The organism is Micromonospora echinospora (assembly GCF_900091495.1).
GTDB lineage: Bacteria > Actinomycetota > Actinomycetes > Mycobacteriales > Micromonosporaceae > Micromonospora > Micromonospora echinospora.
On sequence record NZ_LT607413.1, the window covers coordinates 4,328,521 to 4,340,838 of the forward strand.

At 74.0% G+C, this 12,318-nt stretch carries 15 protein-coding genes; 10 read left to right on the forward strand and 5 right to left on the reverse strand.

Going from position 1 to position 12,318, the window contains the following annotated elements; translation table 11 throughout:
- The first annotated feature begins 24 nt into the window (after window positions 1-24).
- The 9 genes from hisB (at window position 25) to hisF (ending at window position 5,663) form a co-directional block, all read left to right on the forward strand.
- A complete protein-coding gene (gene hisB / locus GA0070618_RS19530; protein WP_088982917.1) occupies window positions 25-636 on the forward strand; it encodes an imidazoleglycerol-phosphate dehydratase HisB in 612 nt (203 codons plus the stop codon).
- Between the two features lie 103 nt (window positions 637-739).
- On the forward strand, window positions 740-913 hold the full coding sequence (locus GA0070618_RS34060) for a hypothetical protein (RefSeq protein ID WP_170107778.1): 174 nt from the start codon (window positions 740-742) through the stop codon (window positions 911-913).
- Window positions 910-1,530, forward strand: a complete 621-nt coding sequence (hisH, locus tag GA0070618_RS19535) for an imidazole glycerol phosphate synthase subunit HisH (protein ID WP_088982918.1) — start codon at window positions 910-912, stop codon at window positions 1,528-1,530. Before GA0070618_RS34060 ends, hisH begins: the two co-directional genes overlap by 4 nt.
- 58 nt (window positions 1,531-1,588) lie before the next feature.
- Window positions 1,589-1,915: a hypothetical protein gene (locus GA0070618_RS19540; RefSeq protein WP_088985676.1), complete on the forward strand. Its 327-nt coding sequence runs from the start codon at window positions 1,589-1,591 to the stop codon at window positions 1,913-1,915.
- Between the two features lie 13 nt (window positions 1,916-1,928).
- Complete coding sequence (priA, locus tag GA0070618_RS19545) at window positions 1,929-2,654, forward strand: bifunctional 1-(5-phosphoribosyl)-5-((5-phosphoribosylamino)methylideneamino)imidazole-4-carboxamide isomerase/phosphoribosylanthranilate isomerase PriA (protein WP_088982919.1); 726 nt, start codon at window positions 1,929-1,931, stop codon at window positions 2,652-2,654.
- Between the two features lie 87 nt (window positions 2,655-2,741).
- Window positions 2,742-3,188, forward strand: coding sequence for a MarR family winged helix-turn-helix transcriptional regulator (locus tag GA0070618_RS19550; RefSeq protein ID WP_088982920.1), 447 nt, complete (start codon window positions 2,742-2,744; stop codon window positions 3,186-3,188).
- Between the two features lie 5 nt (window positions 3,189-3,193).
- Window positions 3,194-3,619: an organic hydroperoxide resistance protein gene (locus tag GA0070618_RS19555; protein ID WP_088985677.1), complete on the forward strand. Its 426-nt coding sequence runs from the start codon at window positions 3,194-3,196 to the stop codon at window positions 3,617-3,619.
- Window positions 3,616-4,614 (forward strand): NADP-dependent oxidoreductase, encoded by a 999-nt coding sequence (locus tag GA0070618_RS19560; RefSeq protein ID WP_088982921.1) that lies wholly within the window; start codon window positions 3,616-3,618, stop codon window positions 4,612-4,614. The genes GA0070618_RS19555 and GA0070618_RS19560 overlap by 4 nt, the downstream gene beginning before the upstream one ends.
- A gap of 227 nt (window positions 4,615-4,841) precedes the next feature.
- On the forward strand, window positions 4,842-5,663 hold the full coding sequence (hisF, locus tag GA0070618_RS19565) for an imidazole glycerol phosphate synthase subunit HisF (RefSeq protein WP_088982922.1): 822 nt from the start codon (window positions 4,842-4,844) through the stop codon (window positions 5,661-5,663).
- A 175-nt stretch (window positions 5,664-5,838) separates the two neighbouring features.
- On the opposite strand, the gene GA0070618_RS19570 is transcribed toward hisF, so the two are convergent.
- The gene (locus GA0070618_RS19570; RefSeq protein ID WP_088982923.1) at window positions 5,839-6,303 is read right to left on the reverse strand and encodes a hypothetical protein; all 465 of its coding nucleotides are present in this window, start codon (window positions 6,301-6,303) and stop codon (window positions 5,839-5,841) included.
- A 67-nt stretch (window positions 6,304-6,370) separates the two neighbouring features.
- Window positions 6,371-7,015 carry a membrane protein YczE gene (yczE, locus tag GA0070618_RS19575; RefSeq protein WP_088982924.1) on the reverse strand — a complete coding sequence of 215 codons (645 nt, stop codon included), beginning with the start codon at window positions 7,013-7,015 and terminating at the stop codon, window positions 6,371-6,373.
- A gap of 60 nt (window positions 7,016-7,075) precedes the next feature.
- Here yczE and yczR point away from each other — a divergent pair, with 60 nt between their 5' ends.
- On the forward strand, window positions 7,076-8,530 hold the full coding sequence (gene yczR / locus GA0070618_RS19580) for a MocR-like transcription factor YczR (protein ID WP_088982925.1): 1,455 nt from the start codon (window positions 7,076-7,078) through the stop codon (window positions 8,528-8,530).
- An 87-nt stretch (window positions 8,531-8,617) separates the two neighbouring features.
- On the opposite strand, the gene GA0070618_RS19585 is transcribed toward yczR, so the two are convergent.
- The 3 genes from GA0070618_RS19585 to GA0070618_RS19595 all read right to left on the reverse strand — a co-directional run bounded on the left by GA0070618_RS19585 (window position 8,618) and on the right by GA0070618_RS19595 (window position 12,314).
- Complete coding sequence (locus GA0070618_RS19585) at window positions 8,618-10,444, reverse strand: AMP-dependent synthetase/ligase (protein WP_088982926.1); 1,827 nt, start codon at window positions 10,442-10,444, stop codon at window positions 8,618-8,620.
- Between the two features lie 131 nt (window positions 10,445-10,575).
- Entirely contained in the window at window positions 10,576-11,475 is a 900-nt protein-coding gene (locus tag GA0070618_RS19590) for a terpene synthase family protein (protein WP_231931374.1), read from the reverse strand.
- 209 nt (window positions 11,476-11,684) lie between these two features.
- On the reverse strand, window positions 11,685-12,314 hold the full coding sequence (locus GA0070618_RS19595) for a TIGR03085 family metal-binding protein (protein WP_088982927.1): 630 nt from the start codon (window positions 12,312-12,314) through the stop codon (window positions 11,685-11,687).
- Window positions 12,315-12,318 lie beyond the last annotated feature (4 nt).

Here is a 12,318-nt window from a genome sequence, read left to right on the forward strand (position 1 = left end):
GTCGCGAACGAAAGGTTATCCAGCATGAGCCGGACCGCCCGGGTGGAGCGGACCACCAAGGAGACCAGGGTGCTCGTCGAGATCGACCTCGACGGCACCGGCGCGGCGGAGATCAGCACCGGCGTCGGCTTCTACGACCACATGCTGCACCAGATCGCCCGGCACGGCGGCTTCGACCTCACCGTCCGGACGGTCGGCGACCTGGAGATCGACGCCCACCACACCATGGAGGACACCGCGCTCGCCCTGGGCAGCGCGTTCGACCAGGCGCTGGGGGACAAGGCCGGCATCCGGCGGTACGGTTCGGCGACCGTCCCGATGGACGAGGTGCTGGTCCGCGCCGCGGTCGACCTCTCCGGGCGGCCGTACGTGGTGCACGACGAGCCGCTGCTCACCCCGTACATCGGGCCGGTCTACCCGACCAGCATGACCCGGCACATCTGGGAGTCGTTCGGGCAGGCCGCCCGGATCACCCTGCACGTGGACGTGCTCCGGGCGGCCCGTCCCGGTGGCCACCCGGACGCGCACCATGTGGTGGAGGCGCAGTTCAAGGCGGTCTCCCGGGCGCTGCGGGAGGCCACCGCGATCGATCCGCGTTCGGCCGGCGTGGTGCCGAGCACCAAGGGGGCGCTGTGACCGCCGGGCAGCAAGGTGGCGCTGTGACCGCCGGGCAGCAAGGTGGCGCGGTGGCCTCCGGGTATCGAGGGGGCGCGGTGACCGCCGGGACGGGGCGCCGCTGATGGGCGCGGTGCTGCCCTCACTGCTGTTGATCCTCGCCGGCCTCCTGGTCGGCGGGGTGGTGTCCCTGCACCGGCAGGGGGCCTCCCGGGGCGTGGTCGTGGTGACCGGCCTGCTCGCCCTGCTCGCCACCGCCGGGGGCGTGCTCTGGCTGCTCCCGGAGGTGACGTCGTGACCCGCGTCGTGGTGCTCGACTACGGGTCGGGCAACCTGCGGTCCGCCGAGCGGGCGTTGCAACGGGCCGGGGCCGACGTGACGGTCACCGACGACCTGGCCGCCGCGGCCGCCGCGGACGGACTGGTGGTGCCGGGCGTCGGGGCCTTCGCCGCCTGCATGGCCGGGATCGAGGCGCTCGGCGCCGGCCCGGTGATCGCCGATCGGGTCGCCGCCGGGCGGCCGGTGCTCGGCATCTGCGTCGGCATGCAGGTGCTCTTCTCGCACGGCGAGGAGCACGGGGTGGTGACCAGGGGGCTGGGCCTGCTGCCGGGCGGGGTGACCCGGCTGGCCGCCACCCGGTTGCCGCACATGGGCTGGAACACGCTGCGCCCGCCAGCCGACTCGACGCTCTTCGCCGGGCTGCCCGAGGAGGGACGGTTCTACTTCGTCCACTCGTACGCCGTCGCCGACGTGGCGGCGCTGACCGCCGCCGGCGCCGTGGTGACCACCAGCCACCACGGGCAGGACTTCGTCGCCGCCGTGGAGCGGGGCGCGCTCTCGGCGGCCCAGTTCCACCCGGAGAAGTCGGCCGACACCGGCGCGCTGCTGCTGCGCAACTGGCTGGCCACGCTGTGACCGGCAGCCGCGTGGGCGCACCGGGCGGCACCGGCACGCCGGGCGGGTGGGCGGGGCGGTGAGCAAGGAACGGGCCCGACTGCGGGCCGTCCGGGAGGCCGAACGCGAGCGGGAGAAGGCCGCCCGGGCCCGGAAGGTGGCCCGAAGGGAACGCCGCCGGGCCGTGCTGCGCGGGTTGCGGCCACGCGGGCAGCGGCGGCGGACCGGCCGCCTCCTGGCCCGCCGGAGCCGGGCCGAGCGCGCCGGCATCGTCGTGCTGACGCTGGCCGTGCTGGCGTCGATCTGGACGCTGGTGCCCGATCCCGCGCTGCGGGTGCTGCTGATGGTGCTACTACTGCTCGTACTCCCGGCGGTCGTGGTGATCGCCCTGGACCGTCGTACCTGACAAGGAGAACACGTTGAGTCTGACCCTGCTGCCCGCCGTGGACGTCGCCGACGGGCAGGCCGTCCGTCTCGTGCAGGGCGCCGCCGGTAGCGAGACCACCTACGGCGACCCGCTGGAGGCGGCGCTGGCCTGGCAGCACGACGGCGCGGAGTGGATCCACCTGGTGGACCTCGACGCGGCCTTCGGCCGGGGGTCGAACGCCGGGCTCCTCGCCGAGGTGGTGCGTCGGCTGGACGTCAAGGTGGAACTCTCCGGCGGGATCCGCGACGACGCCTCGCTGCGCGCCGCGCTGGCCACCGGGGCGGCCCGGGTGAACATCGGCACCGCCGCGCTGGAGGATCCCGAGTGGTGCGACCGGATCTGCGGCGAGTACGGCGACCGGGTGGCGATCGGGCTGGACGTGCGGGGCCGTACCCTGGCCGCCCGGGGCTGGACCCGCGACGGCGGTGACCTGTACGAGGTGCTGGAGCGGCTGGACAAGGCCGGCGCGTCCCGGTACGTGGTGACCGACATCACCAAGGACGGCACCATGCGTGGGCCGAACCTGGACCTGCTGCGCGAGGTCTGCGCCCGTACCGACGCCCCGGTGATCGCCTCCGGTGGCGTCTCCACGCTGGACGACCTGCGCGCCCTGGCCACCCTGGAGTCGGTCGGGGTGGAGGGGGTCATCGCCGGCAAGGCGCTGTACGCCGGCGCGTTCACCGTGGCCGAGGCGCTGCGGGTGCTCGCCGACGCCTGACCCGGTACCCGGCCCGGCACGCGCCGGGTCGGGTACCGCCCGGCCAATCAAGTTGTGCGCAATCGAATTGCGGGCTACCTTTTTCGGGTGGACGACGACCTGGTTCTGCGCCGGCAGGTGTGCTTCGCGCTCTACACCGCCTCCCGGGCGGTCACCGACGTCTACCGGCCGATCCTCGACCGGCTGGGGCTGACCTACCCGCAGTACCTGGTGCTGCTGGTGCTCTGGGAACGCGGCGACGCCGCCCCGACCGTCTCCGAACTCGGCGCCGAGCTGCGGCTCGACTCCGGCACCCTCTCCCCGCTGCTCAAACGGCTGGAGGGGGCCGGGCTGGTGGTCCGCCGCCGGGCGGCCCGTGACGAACGGCGGGTGGAGATCGAGCTGACCGACGCCGGCCGCGCGCTGCGGGAGCCGGCCTGCGACGTGCCGCACCGGGTCGCCGCCTCCACCGGTCTCACCCTCGACGAGCTGGTCGCGCTCCGCGACACCCTCACCCGGGTGACCGAGACCATCCACCGACAGAAGGGGAAGTGACCACCATGCAGGTGCTCTACACCGCCGCCGCCCACGCCACCGGCGACGGCCGGGACGGCCACGTCCGCACCTCGGACGGCACGGTCGACCTCGACCTGGCCGTCCCGAAGGAGATGGGTGGCGCCGGCGGCGCGGCCAACCCCGAGCAGCTCTTCGCGGCCGGGTACGCCGCCTGCTTCCACTCGGCGCTGCGCCTGGTCGCCCGGAAGGCCCGGGCCGACGTCAGCGGCTCGGTCGTGGACGCCGAGGTCGGCATCGCCCCGAACGGCGACGGCGGCTTCACCCTCACCGTCGCCCTGCTGGTCGACCTGCCGTCGGTGCCGCGCTCCGCCGCCGAGGAACTCGTCGCCCACGCCCACCAGGTGTGCCCGTACTCCAACGCCACCCGGGGCAACATCGAGACCACGCTGACCGTCCGGGACGCGGCATGACGACCAACCGGGAGATCCACCTCGCGTCCCGGCCGGACGGCTGGCCCACCCCGGAGAACTTCCGTCTGGTCGAGACGTCCGTCCCCACTGCCGGTGACGGTCAGCTCGTGGTACGCAATCTGGTCATGTCGGTCGACCCGTACATGCGCGGGCGGATGAACGACGTGAAGTCCTACGTCCCGCCGTTCCGGCTCGACGCCCCGCTCGACGGCGGCGCGGTCGGCGAGGTGGTGCAGAGCCGGGCCGAGGGATTCGCCCCCGGTGATGTGGTGCTGCACGGCCTCGGTTGGCGGGAGTACGCCCTGGTCGACGCCGGCTCCGCCCGTCCGGTCGACCTGACGCTCGCGCCGGTGAACGCGTACCTGAGCGTGCTCGGGATGACCGGGCTGACCGCGTACGCCGGCCTGCTGGAGGTCGCCGGCATGCGCGAGGGCGAGACGGTCTTCGTCTCCGCCGCCGCCGGCGCCGTAGGCAGCCTGGTCGGGCAGATCGCGAAGCTGCGCGGCGCGGCGCGGGTGGTCGGCAGCGCCGGCTCGCCCGCCAAGGTCGAGCGCCTGCGCGCGCTCGGCTTCGACGCCGCCTTCGACTACCACGACGGCCCGGTACGCGACCAGCTCCGCGCCGCCGCGCCCGACGGGATCGACGTGTACTTCGACAACGTCGGCGGTGACCATCTGGAGGCGGCGATCGGCGCGCTGCGTCCCCATGGCCGGGCGGCGATCTGCGGCATGATCGCCCAGTACAACGCCACCGAGCCGCCGGCCGCCCCGCGCAACCTGGCCCTGGTGATCGGCAAGCAGCTCACCCTGCGCGGGTTCCTGGTCAACTCCTACGGCCACCTGCGCGAGCAGTTCGTGCGGGAGGTGTCCGGCTGGCTGCGCGACGGCCGGCTGCACCACGACGAGACCGTCGTCGACGGCATCGAGAACGCCCCGGCGGCCTTCCTCGGCCTGCTGCGCGGCGAGAACCTCGGCAAGATGCTCGTCCGCCTGTGACGTCCGCCACCCCGGCCGGCTGGAGCGGGGCGGCGTGGGCTGAGGTGGGGGTGGGTTGGGGTGGTAGCAGGGGACCCTTGTTACCGCTTTTTGCGGAGCAGGGGTCCCCTGCAGGCACCCCGGCCCGGCGCGCGGTGCGTGCCCGGTGGATGCCGGTGGACGCCGGTGGACGTGGGACGCGGGCCGAGGCGAGGGGCGGGTGCCCGGGTGGGCGGTAGGCTCGCGGCATGACGGTGGCGGTACGGGTCATTCCCTGTCTGGACGTGGACGCCGGACGCGTGGTCAAGGGCGTCAACTTCGTCGACCTGCGGGACGCCGGCGACCCGGTCGAGTTGGCCGCGGCGTACGACCGGGCCGGCGCGGACGAGCTGACCTTCCTCGACGTGACCGCCTCCTCCGACGAACGGGGCACCATGCTCGACGTGGTCCGCCGGACCGCCGAGACGGTCTTCATCCCGCTCACCGTCGGCGGGGGCGTTCGCCGCGTGACCGACGTGGACGTGCTGCTCCGGGCGGGCGCGGACAAGGTCGGCGTGAACACCGCTGCCATCGCCCGCCCCGAGCTGATCGCCGAGATCGCCGAGCGGTTCGGCCGGCAGGTGCTCGTGCTCTCCCTCGACGTGCGGCGGGCGCCGGCCGGCACCACCGGCAGCGGATTCGAGGTGACCACCCACGGCGGCCGGCGCGGCACCGGCCTGGACGCGGTGGAATGGGCGCACCGGGTGGCCGGGCTTGGCGCGGGCGAGATCCTGCTCAACTCGATGGACGCCGACGGCACGAAGGCCGGCTTCGACCTGGATCTGATCCGCGAGGTGCGGGCGGTCGTCGACGTACCGGTGATCGCCTCCGGTGGGGCCGGGGCGGTGGCGCACTTCCCGCCGGCCGTGGCGGCGGGTGCCGACGCGGTGCTCGCAGCCAGCGTCTTCCACTTCGGCGAGCTGAGCATCGGCGACGTCAAGGACGCCCTGCGTGCCGCCGGGCATCCGGTCCGCCTTCCCGTGGCCGCGTCTGCCGTGGCGGCCCCGGCGGGGGTGCCCGCCGAGGCCTGACGCCCCCGGCGGGCGGTATCGCCGCCCTCCGCGTCACCCGACGGCAGCGGGAAACCGGCGACGCACACAGCACCAGCAGCGACGCCGGGTCGGCACGCGGATCGAGGCGACCGGGTCGGTCGCCTCCCGGTCCGGATACCGGCAGCTCACCGGCACCGACCCGCTCGGTCGGCGGTCAGCCCCGGCCCGGTCCGCCGCCCTCCGGCGAACGGCGCGGGCTCGGAATCGACCGTTTGACGTACTCGTGGACCGCGGCGGCGTGCTCCTCCTCCGGCAGCGCCCAGTCGGCGTGCCCCGGCGTGTGCCGCCGACTCAGCGCGGTCTGCACCGTGTCGACGGCGGTGGAGAGTCCGGCCGGTGGCCGGGTGCGCCAGAGCTGCTCACCGTCGGGCGTGATCCGGAACCAGCCGTCGGTGACGCTCACCAGACCCGCGCCGACCAGGCGACGCACCGCCGTCTCCACCTCGTCCCGCTGCGGAATCGCCTGGTTGAGGTGGTCGGCGGTGGAGAGCACGTCGGTGAGGCGGACCCCCTCCGGCCGTCGGCTCGACGGGGCCCGGCGGTGCCGTCCGGCGCCGCTGGCGATCACCAGTGCCACGAAGATCCAGGCGTCCGACCAACGCCATCCCTCAGCCCCCATGGGGAAATGATGCCGGCTGAGTGGCCCGGAGTAAAACATCCGGTGCCGCGCGCGCGGGACGCCCAGCTCAGGCCGGTTCGGCCAACGGTCGCGCCGGCGAGTCGACCGGGGCGACGGTGACCAGCGGCAGGAACGCCTGGGTCAGCGGGCCGATGCCCAGCGCGTAGGCGACCGTCCCGACCCCGACCGTGCCGCCCAGCAACCAACCCAGCGCGAGCACGGTCACCTCGATGACCGTGCGGACCAGGCGGACCGACCGGCCCGGGTGGCGGGCGACGTACCCGGTCATCAGCCCGTCGCGTGGCCCCGGACCGAACCGCGCGCCGAGGTAGAGCGCGGTGGCCAGACCGTTGAGCAGGACACCGGCGACGAGCAGCGCCCCTCGGGCGGCGATCGGGCGCACGTCGGGCAGCAGCGCGAGGCTGGCGTCGATCACCAGGCCGACGACCAGGACGTTGCTCACCGTGCCGAGGCCGGGGCGTTGCCGCAGCGGCACCCAGAGCAGCAGCACCAGGACCCCGGCGAGGATGGTGACGGTGCCGAAGGAGAGCCCGGTACGCCGGGCCACGCCCTCGTGGAGGACGTTCCACGGGTCGAGGCCGAGGCTGGACTCGATCATGAACGCCATGCTGACGCCGTAGAGCGCCAGTCCGCCGTAGAGCTGGACCAGACGTCGGGGCAGACGGTCACGGAGGTTGCCAGTCGGGGCCATGCATGCCAACCTAGGGGCCAATTGTGGCGGGGCGAGAGAGCCAATCGGGAGGGAGTGGCCATGACCAGCCAGGTACGCGGGGGGCAACTGGCCCGACTGCTCGGCCAGTGGCATGCTCTGCCGGGCCGCCGCCGGTCTCCGGACTATGCCGCTCTCGCCGCCGCCATCCGGGGTCTGCTCGCCGACGGCCGGCTGCCGCTGGGGGTACGCCTGCCCGCCGAGCGGGAACTGGCCGAGGCGCTGCGGATCAGCCGCACCACGGTTACCGCCGCCTACCGGGAGTTGCGCGAGAGCGGGCACCTGACCAGTCGACGCGGGGCGGGAAGCTGGACCACGCTCCCCGGCGGCCACCGGGTGGCCAGCTCCGGCCTGTGGACCCCGCAGGACGACCTGGACATGATCGACCTCGGCATCGCCGCGCTGGCCGCCCCGCCGGAGCTGATCCCGGCCACCCGGGCCGCCACCGAGGACCTGCCCCGTTATCTGGGCAGCGCCGGCTACCACCCGACCGGGATCATCGAGCTGCGGGAGGCGATCGCCCGGTCGTACGCCGAGCGCGGCCTGCCCACCAGCCCCGAGCAGATCATGGTCACCAACGGCACCCAGCACGCGTTGGACCTGGTGCTGCGGCTGGCGCTCGCCCCGGCCAGCAGCGTGCTCGTGGAGTCGCCGACCTACCCCAACGCGCTGGCCGCGCTCGCCGCGCGACGGGCCCGGATCGCCACGCACGGGCTCGCCGTCGACGCCGGCTGGGACGCGGACCTGCTGCTGGCCAGCATCCGCCAGTCCCGGCCCCGGCTGGCCTACCTGATCCCCGACTTCCAGAACCCGACCGGCCACCTCATGCCGGTCGAGCTGCGCGAACGGCTGGTCGGCACGGCCCACGCGGCCGGCACCGACCTGGTGATCGACGAGTCCTTCGTCGACCTGCCGCTGGACGGCACGCCGCTGCCCCCACCCACCGCCACCTTCGACCGGCACTCGCGGGTGGTCACCATCGGGGGGATGAGCAAACCGTACTGGGGTGGCCTGCGCATCGGCTGGGTACGCGCCTCCGCCCCGCAGGTGCAGCGCCTCGCCGCCGCCCGGATCGGGGTGGACATGTCCAGCCCGGTGCTGGACCAACTCGTCGCGGTCCACCTGCTCGCCGAGGCGTCGACGATCGTGACCACCCGGCGGGAGCAACTGGCCCGCCAACGGGACGCCCTGCTGGCCGCGCTGGCCGAACGGTTGCCCCAGTGGCGGGTCGCCGTGCCGCGCGGTGGGGTGACCCTCTGGGCGGAACTGGACGGGCCGGTCTCCAGCGCCCTGGCCCGGGCCGCCGAGGAGGTCGGGGTACGCCTCGCGCCCGGCCCCCGGTTCGGGCTGGACGGCACGCTGGAGCGCTTCCTGCGGCTGCCGTTCACCCTGCCCGCCGCCGACCTGGTCGACGCGGTGCACCGGATCGCCGCGGTCCGGTACGACCTGGACCGGGCCGGCCGACCGCAGTGGCGTGAGCCCTCCGTCATCGCCTGACCTCACCACCGGACGGGCGACGGCCGGCGATCCCGGGCCGGCCCCGGGCGGCCCCCGCGATCAGGGGCCGTCCCGGGGCCGGGCGGGTCAGATCTCGGCGAGCGCGCCGTCGTACATCTTCTCGATCTCGCTGGCGAAGTTGGTCTCGACGCCCTTCCGCTTGATCTTCAGCGACGGGGTGATCTCGCCGTCCTCGATGGTCAGGTCGCGCGGCAGGATGGTGACCTTCTTGATGGTTTCCCAGCGGTTGAGCTTGCCGTTCAGCTCCGCGACGTACCCCTCGACCATCTCCTTCGCCTGGGGCGAGGTGACGATCGCGGTGTAGTCGCGGCCCTCCAACGGACCGCCCGCCGCCCAGCCCTTGATCGCGTCCGGGTCGAGCGTGACCAGCATCGTGCAGAAGTTGCGGGCCTGGCCGATCACGATCGCCTGCGAGGTGTACGGGCAGATCGCCTTGAACATGCCCTCGATGAGCGACGGTGCCACGTACTTGCCGCCGGAGGTCTTGACCAGGTCCTTCTTCCGGTCGGTGATCTTCAGGTAGCCGTCGGCGTCCAGGGTGCCGATGTCACCGGTGCGGAAGAAGCCGTCCTCGGTGAACGCGGCGACGGTCTCCTCGGGCAGGTTGTGGTAGCCGCGCATCACCGGCCGGCCCCGGAGCAGGATCTCCCCGTCGGTGTCGATCCGGCACTCCAGGTCGCCCATGGCCTGGCCGACGGTGCCGATCCGCAGCCCGTCCGGCCGGTTCACGAAGTTGCCGGCGCTGCTCTCGGTCAGCCCGTACCCCTCGGAGATCGGCAGGTTCGCCGCGGCGAAGAAGGTGGCGATGTCGGGGCTCAACGGCGCGGAGCCGGACACCAGCACCCGGATCCGGCCGCCGAGCCGGGCCTGGATCTTGCTGAAGACCAGCTTCTCGGCCAGCCGGTGGCGCAGCCGGAGCCCGCCCGGGACCGGCTTGCCGGCCTGCTCCAGGGCGACCTTCTCCTTGCCCACCCGGACCGCCCAGGCGAAGATCTTCGCCTTCGCGCCACCGGCGTCCCGCGCGGTGGTGACGGACTTGTTGTAGACCTTCTCGAAGACCCGGGGCGCGCCGCACATCAGCGTCGGGCGGACCACGGAGAGCATGTCGACCAGCTTGTCCACCCGGCCGTCGACGTAGGTCGGCAGGCCGACGTGGGTCGCCCCGCAGAGCAGGGTCTTGCCGAACGAGTGGGACAGCGGGAGCCAGAGGTACTGAAGGTCGTCGCTGCGCAGCAGCCCGACGTCGGCCTGCGCCACACCCTCCCAGCACCAGCCGCCGTGCAGCAGCTCGACGCCCTTCGGGCGGCCGGTGGTGCCCGACGTGTAGATCAGCGTGGCCAGGTGGTCGGGTCCGAGCTGCGCGACGATCCCGTCGACCAGGCCCGGCTCGGCGGCCAGCGCCCGTGCTCCCCGCTCCTCCAGTTCGGCGAGGGTGAGCTGGGGGACGGCCGCGTCCGGGTCGGCGGCGCCGTCGAAGAGGACCACGTGGGTCAACGCGGGCAGGTCGGCGCCGGCGACCTTGGCGGCCTGGGTGGGGTTCTCGGCGAAGAGCACCCGCGAGCCGGAGTCGGCGACGATGTAGCAGGTGTCGTCCGGCTCGGTGGTCGGGTAGACCGTGGTGGTCGCCCCGCCCGCGCACATCACGCCGAGGTCGGCGACCACCCACTCCAGCCGGGTGTTGGCCAGGATCGCCACCCGGTCCTCCAGCCCGATGCCGAGACCGTGCAGGCCGGCGGCGACCGCCTTGGCCCGGTGTCCCACCTGCTCCCAGGTCAGCCAGACCGGTCCCGAGTCGTCGGGGGCGGGGTGGGCGAAGGCGGGGCGGTCGGGGGTGGCCGCCACGCGCTTGAGGAACATGTCCGGGATCGAACGGTACGGTACATCGAGAGCCATCGCTGCAGCCGCCTTCAGGGGGTGGTGACGTGATCGTGGTCACGCTGGGTCTGCGGTTACCGAAGGGTATTGCGTACCCCGGGTCATCGGCTAGCCCCGGCCCCTTGCGGCGCTGCCGTGTCCCCGGGTGGTCAGGTGTAGCGGGCGGCGTTGAGCGACCAGTCCCAGGTGGCCCGGATCCAGCCCCGCCGGGCCGCCACGAACCGGTGGGTGGCCGGGTCGGCGGTGCGCAGCAGCGCGGTCTCCCGTTCCGTGTACGCCGTGAGCGTCCGGTTGAACAGGTCCGCCGCCGCCAGCAGGGCGGCCTGCTCGGGGCTCCGCTCCTCCCCGGCGATGGCGGTGACCAGGTTGTGCCCGTCGCCGGTCAGCCGGTACTCCTTGCGGTAGGAGAAGACGTCGTTGCACCAGCACACCAGGTCCGCGGCGAGGGTCTCCAGGGCGGCCAGGGCCGGGTCGGTCCGTTCGTCCGGCGGCGGTCCGTCGTACGCCAGGTCGGTGAGGGTGAAGCTCGGGTGGACCCCGCCGGTGTGCCGGCGCATCTGTACGTACTCGGCGACGCCGGGCACCCGCTGGTGCTCCCGGTTGGCCGCCTCCCAGAGCAGCGCCAGCAGGTACTCCCGCACCTGCCCGGTGAAGGCGAGCAGCACCGCCGGGCGGGCGTGCTCCCGGACCCGCCGGCACAGGTCGTGCAGCGCGGTCCCGCGCGGTCCGGCGGCGCCGAGGAGCGCCGGGGACGCCGGGTCGCCGCGCAGGTCGAGGACGTCGAGCAGGCCCGCCACGGTGGGGGCCAACCGGGTCGGGGTGTCACCCAGCCCGTCTTCGTCGCAGGCGTCGTCCACCGCGAAGAGCCAGGTGATCAGGTCGGTCAACAGGCGGAGCCGCTCCACCGACGCCTCCGGGCAGGCCCGACCGGCCAGGTCGGCGGCGGCGGCCCCGGCCAGCCGTCGTCGACTCTCGGCGGACCCGGTCAGGCCGAGCCGTTCCGCCCAGTCGGCGCTGTCCCGCGCGACCTGCGCGACCGCCGGTGGCACCGGCCCGGGAACGGTGGTTCCCGTAGCGTAGAAAGCGCGAAACTCCGCATGCCACCCCCTGCCACACCGTCCCGGGCGGGGCGGACCGACAAATCCGTGCGGGGGCAAGATATCGGACTTGTTCTTTCCGTTCGCCCCCGCCCCGGTCGGCGGTCGCCGCGTCCCTGCCCGGCGACGCGGCGAACCGTCGCCGGTCCGCCCGGGACGGGTCAGAGACCCAGCTTGGCGGTGCGCAGCCGCTCCACGGTCGCGGTCGCCCCGTCGAGCTGCACCCGGGCCGCGCGCTGCCGGCCGGACAGGAAGAGGGTCAGCTCGCCGGGCGCGCCGACCAGCCGGACCGCCTCCCCGCCGCGCCCGCAGCGCACCTCCCCGTGCCCGGGGGCCTGGACGAGCAGGCTCGCCGGGAACCGGCGCAGGGCGAGGCGGGCCAGCGGGGCGGCTCGCTTCCAGAGCACGGCGTGCAGCCCGGCCGGCAGGTCACGCGGCTGCCAGCCGGGGGTGGCCCGCCGGACGTCCTCGTGGTGGATGAAGAACTCCATGGTGTTGACCAGTTCGTCGGTCAGCGGGTTGCTCAGCGGGCTCCACACCGGCGGCCGGCGCACCTGCGCCACCAGTTCGGCCCAGGGCAGCGCCGCGACCCGGAGCCGTACCCGTTCGGCGTACCCGCGTAGCGGCGGCAGCAGGATCCCGCCCGCCGCGTCCGGCCGGCGCTCCCGGACCACCAGGTGGGCGGCGAGGTCCCGGGCCACCCAGCCCTCGTTCAGGGTCGGCGCGTCGGGGCCGAGGGCCAGCATGAGGTCGGCGAGCGCCTGGCGCTCCGATCGGGCGTACCGCGACATTCCC

What these genes read in the sequence shown, in the direction of transcription:
- hisB (WP_088982917.1), top strand. Translation starts at nt 25, where the DNA reads ATGAGCCGGACCGCCCGGGTGGAGCGGACCACCAAGGAGACCAGGGTG.
- GA0070618_RS34060 (WP_170107778.1), top strand. Translation starts at nt 740, where the DNA reads ATGGGCGCGGTGCTGCCCTCACTGCTGTTGATCCTCGCCGGCCTCCTG.
- GA0070618_RS19555 (WP_088985677.1), top strand. Translation starts at nt 3,194, where the DNA reads ATGCAGGTGCTCTACACCGCCGCCGCCCACGCCACCGGCGACGGCCGG.
- GA0070618_RS19560 (WP_088982921.1), top strand. Translation starts at nt 3,616, where the DNA reads ATGACGACCAACCGGGAGATCCACCTCGCGTCCCGGCCGGACGGCTGG.
- hisF (WP_088982922.1), top strand. Translation starts at nt 4,842, where the DNA reads ATGACGGTGGCGGTACGGGTCATTCCCTGTCTGGACGTGGACGCCGGA.
- GA0070618_RS19570 (WP_088982923.1), bottom strand. Translation starts at nt 6,303, where the DNA reads ATGGGGGCTGAGGGATGGCGTTGGTCGGACGCCTGGATCTTCGTGGCA.
- yczE (WP_088982924.1), bottom strand. Translation starts at nt 7,015, where the DNA reads ATGGCCCCGACTGGCAACCTCCGTGACCGTCTGCCCCGACGTCTGGTC.
- yczR (WP_088982925.1), top strand. Translation starts at nt 7,076, where the DNA reads ATGACCAGCCAGGTACGCGGGGGGCAACTGGCCCGACTGCTCGGCCAG.
- GA0070618_RS19585 (WP_088982926.1), bottom strand. Translation starts at nt 10,444, where the DNA reads ATGGCTCTCGATGTACCGTACCGTTCGATCCCGGACATGTTCCTCAAG.
- GA0070618_RS19595 (WP_088982927.1), bottom strand. Translation starts at nt 12,314, where the DNA reads ATGTCGCGGTACGCCCGATCGGAGCGCCAGGCGCTCGCCGACCTCATG.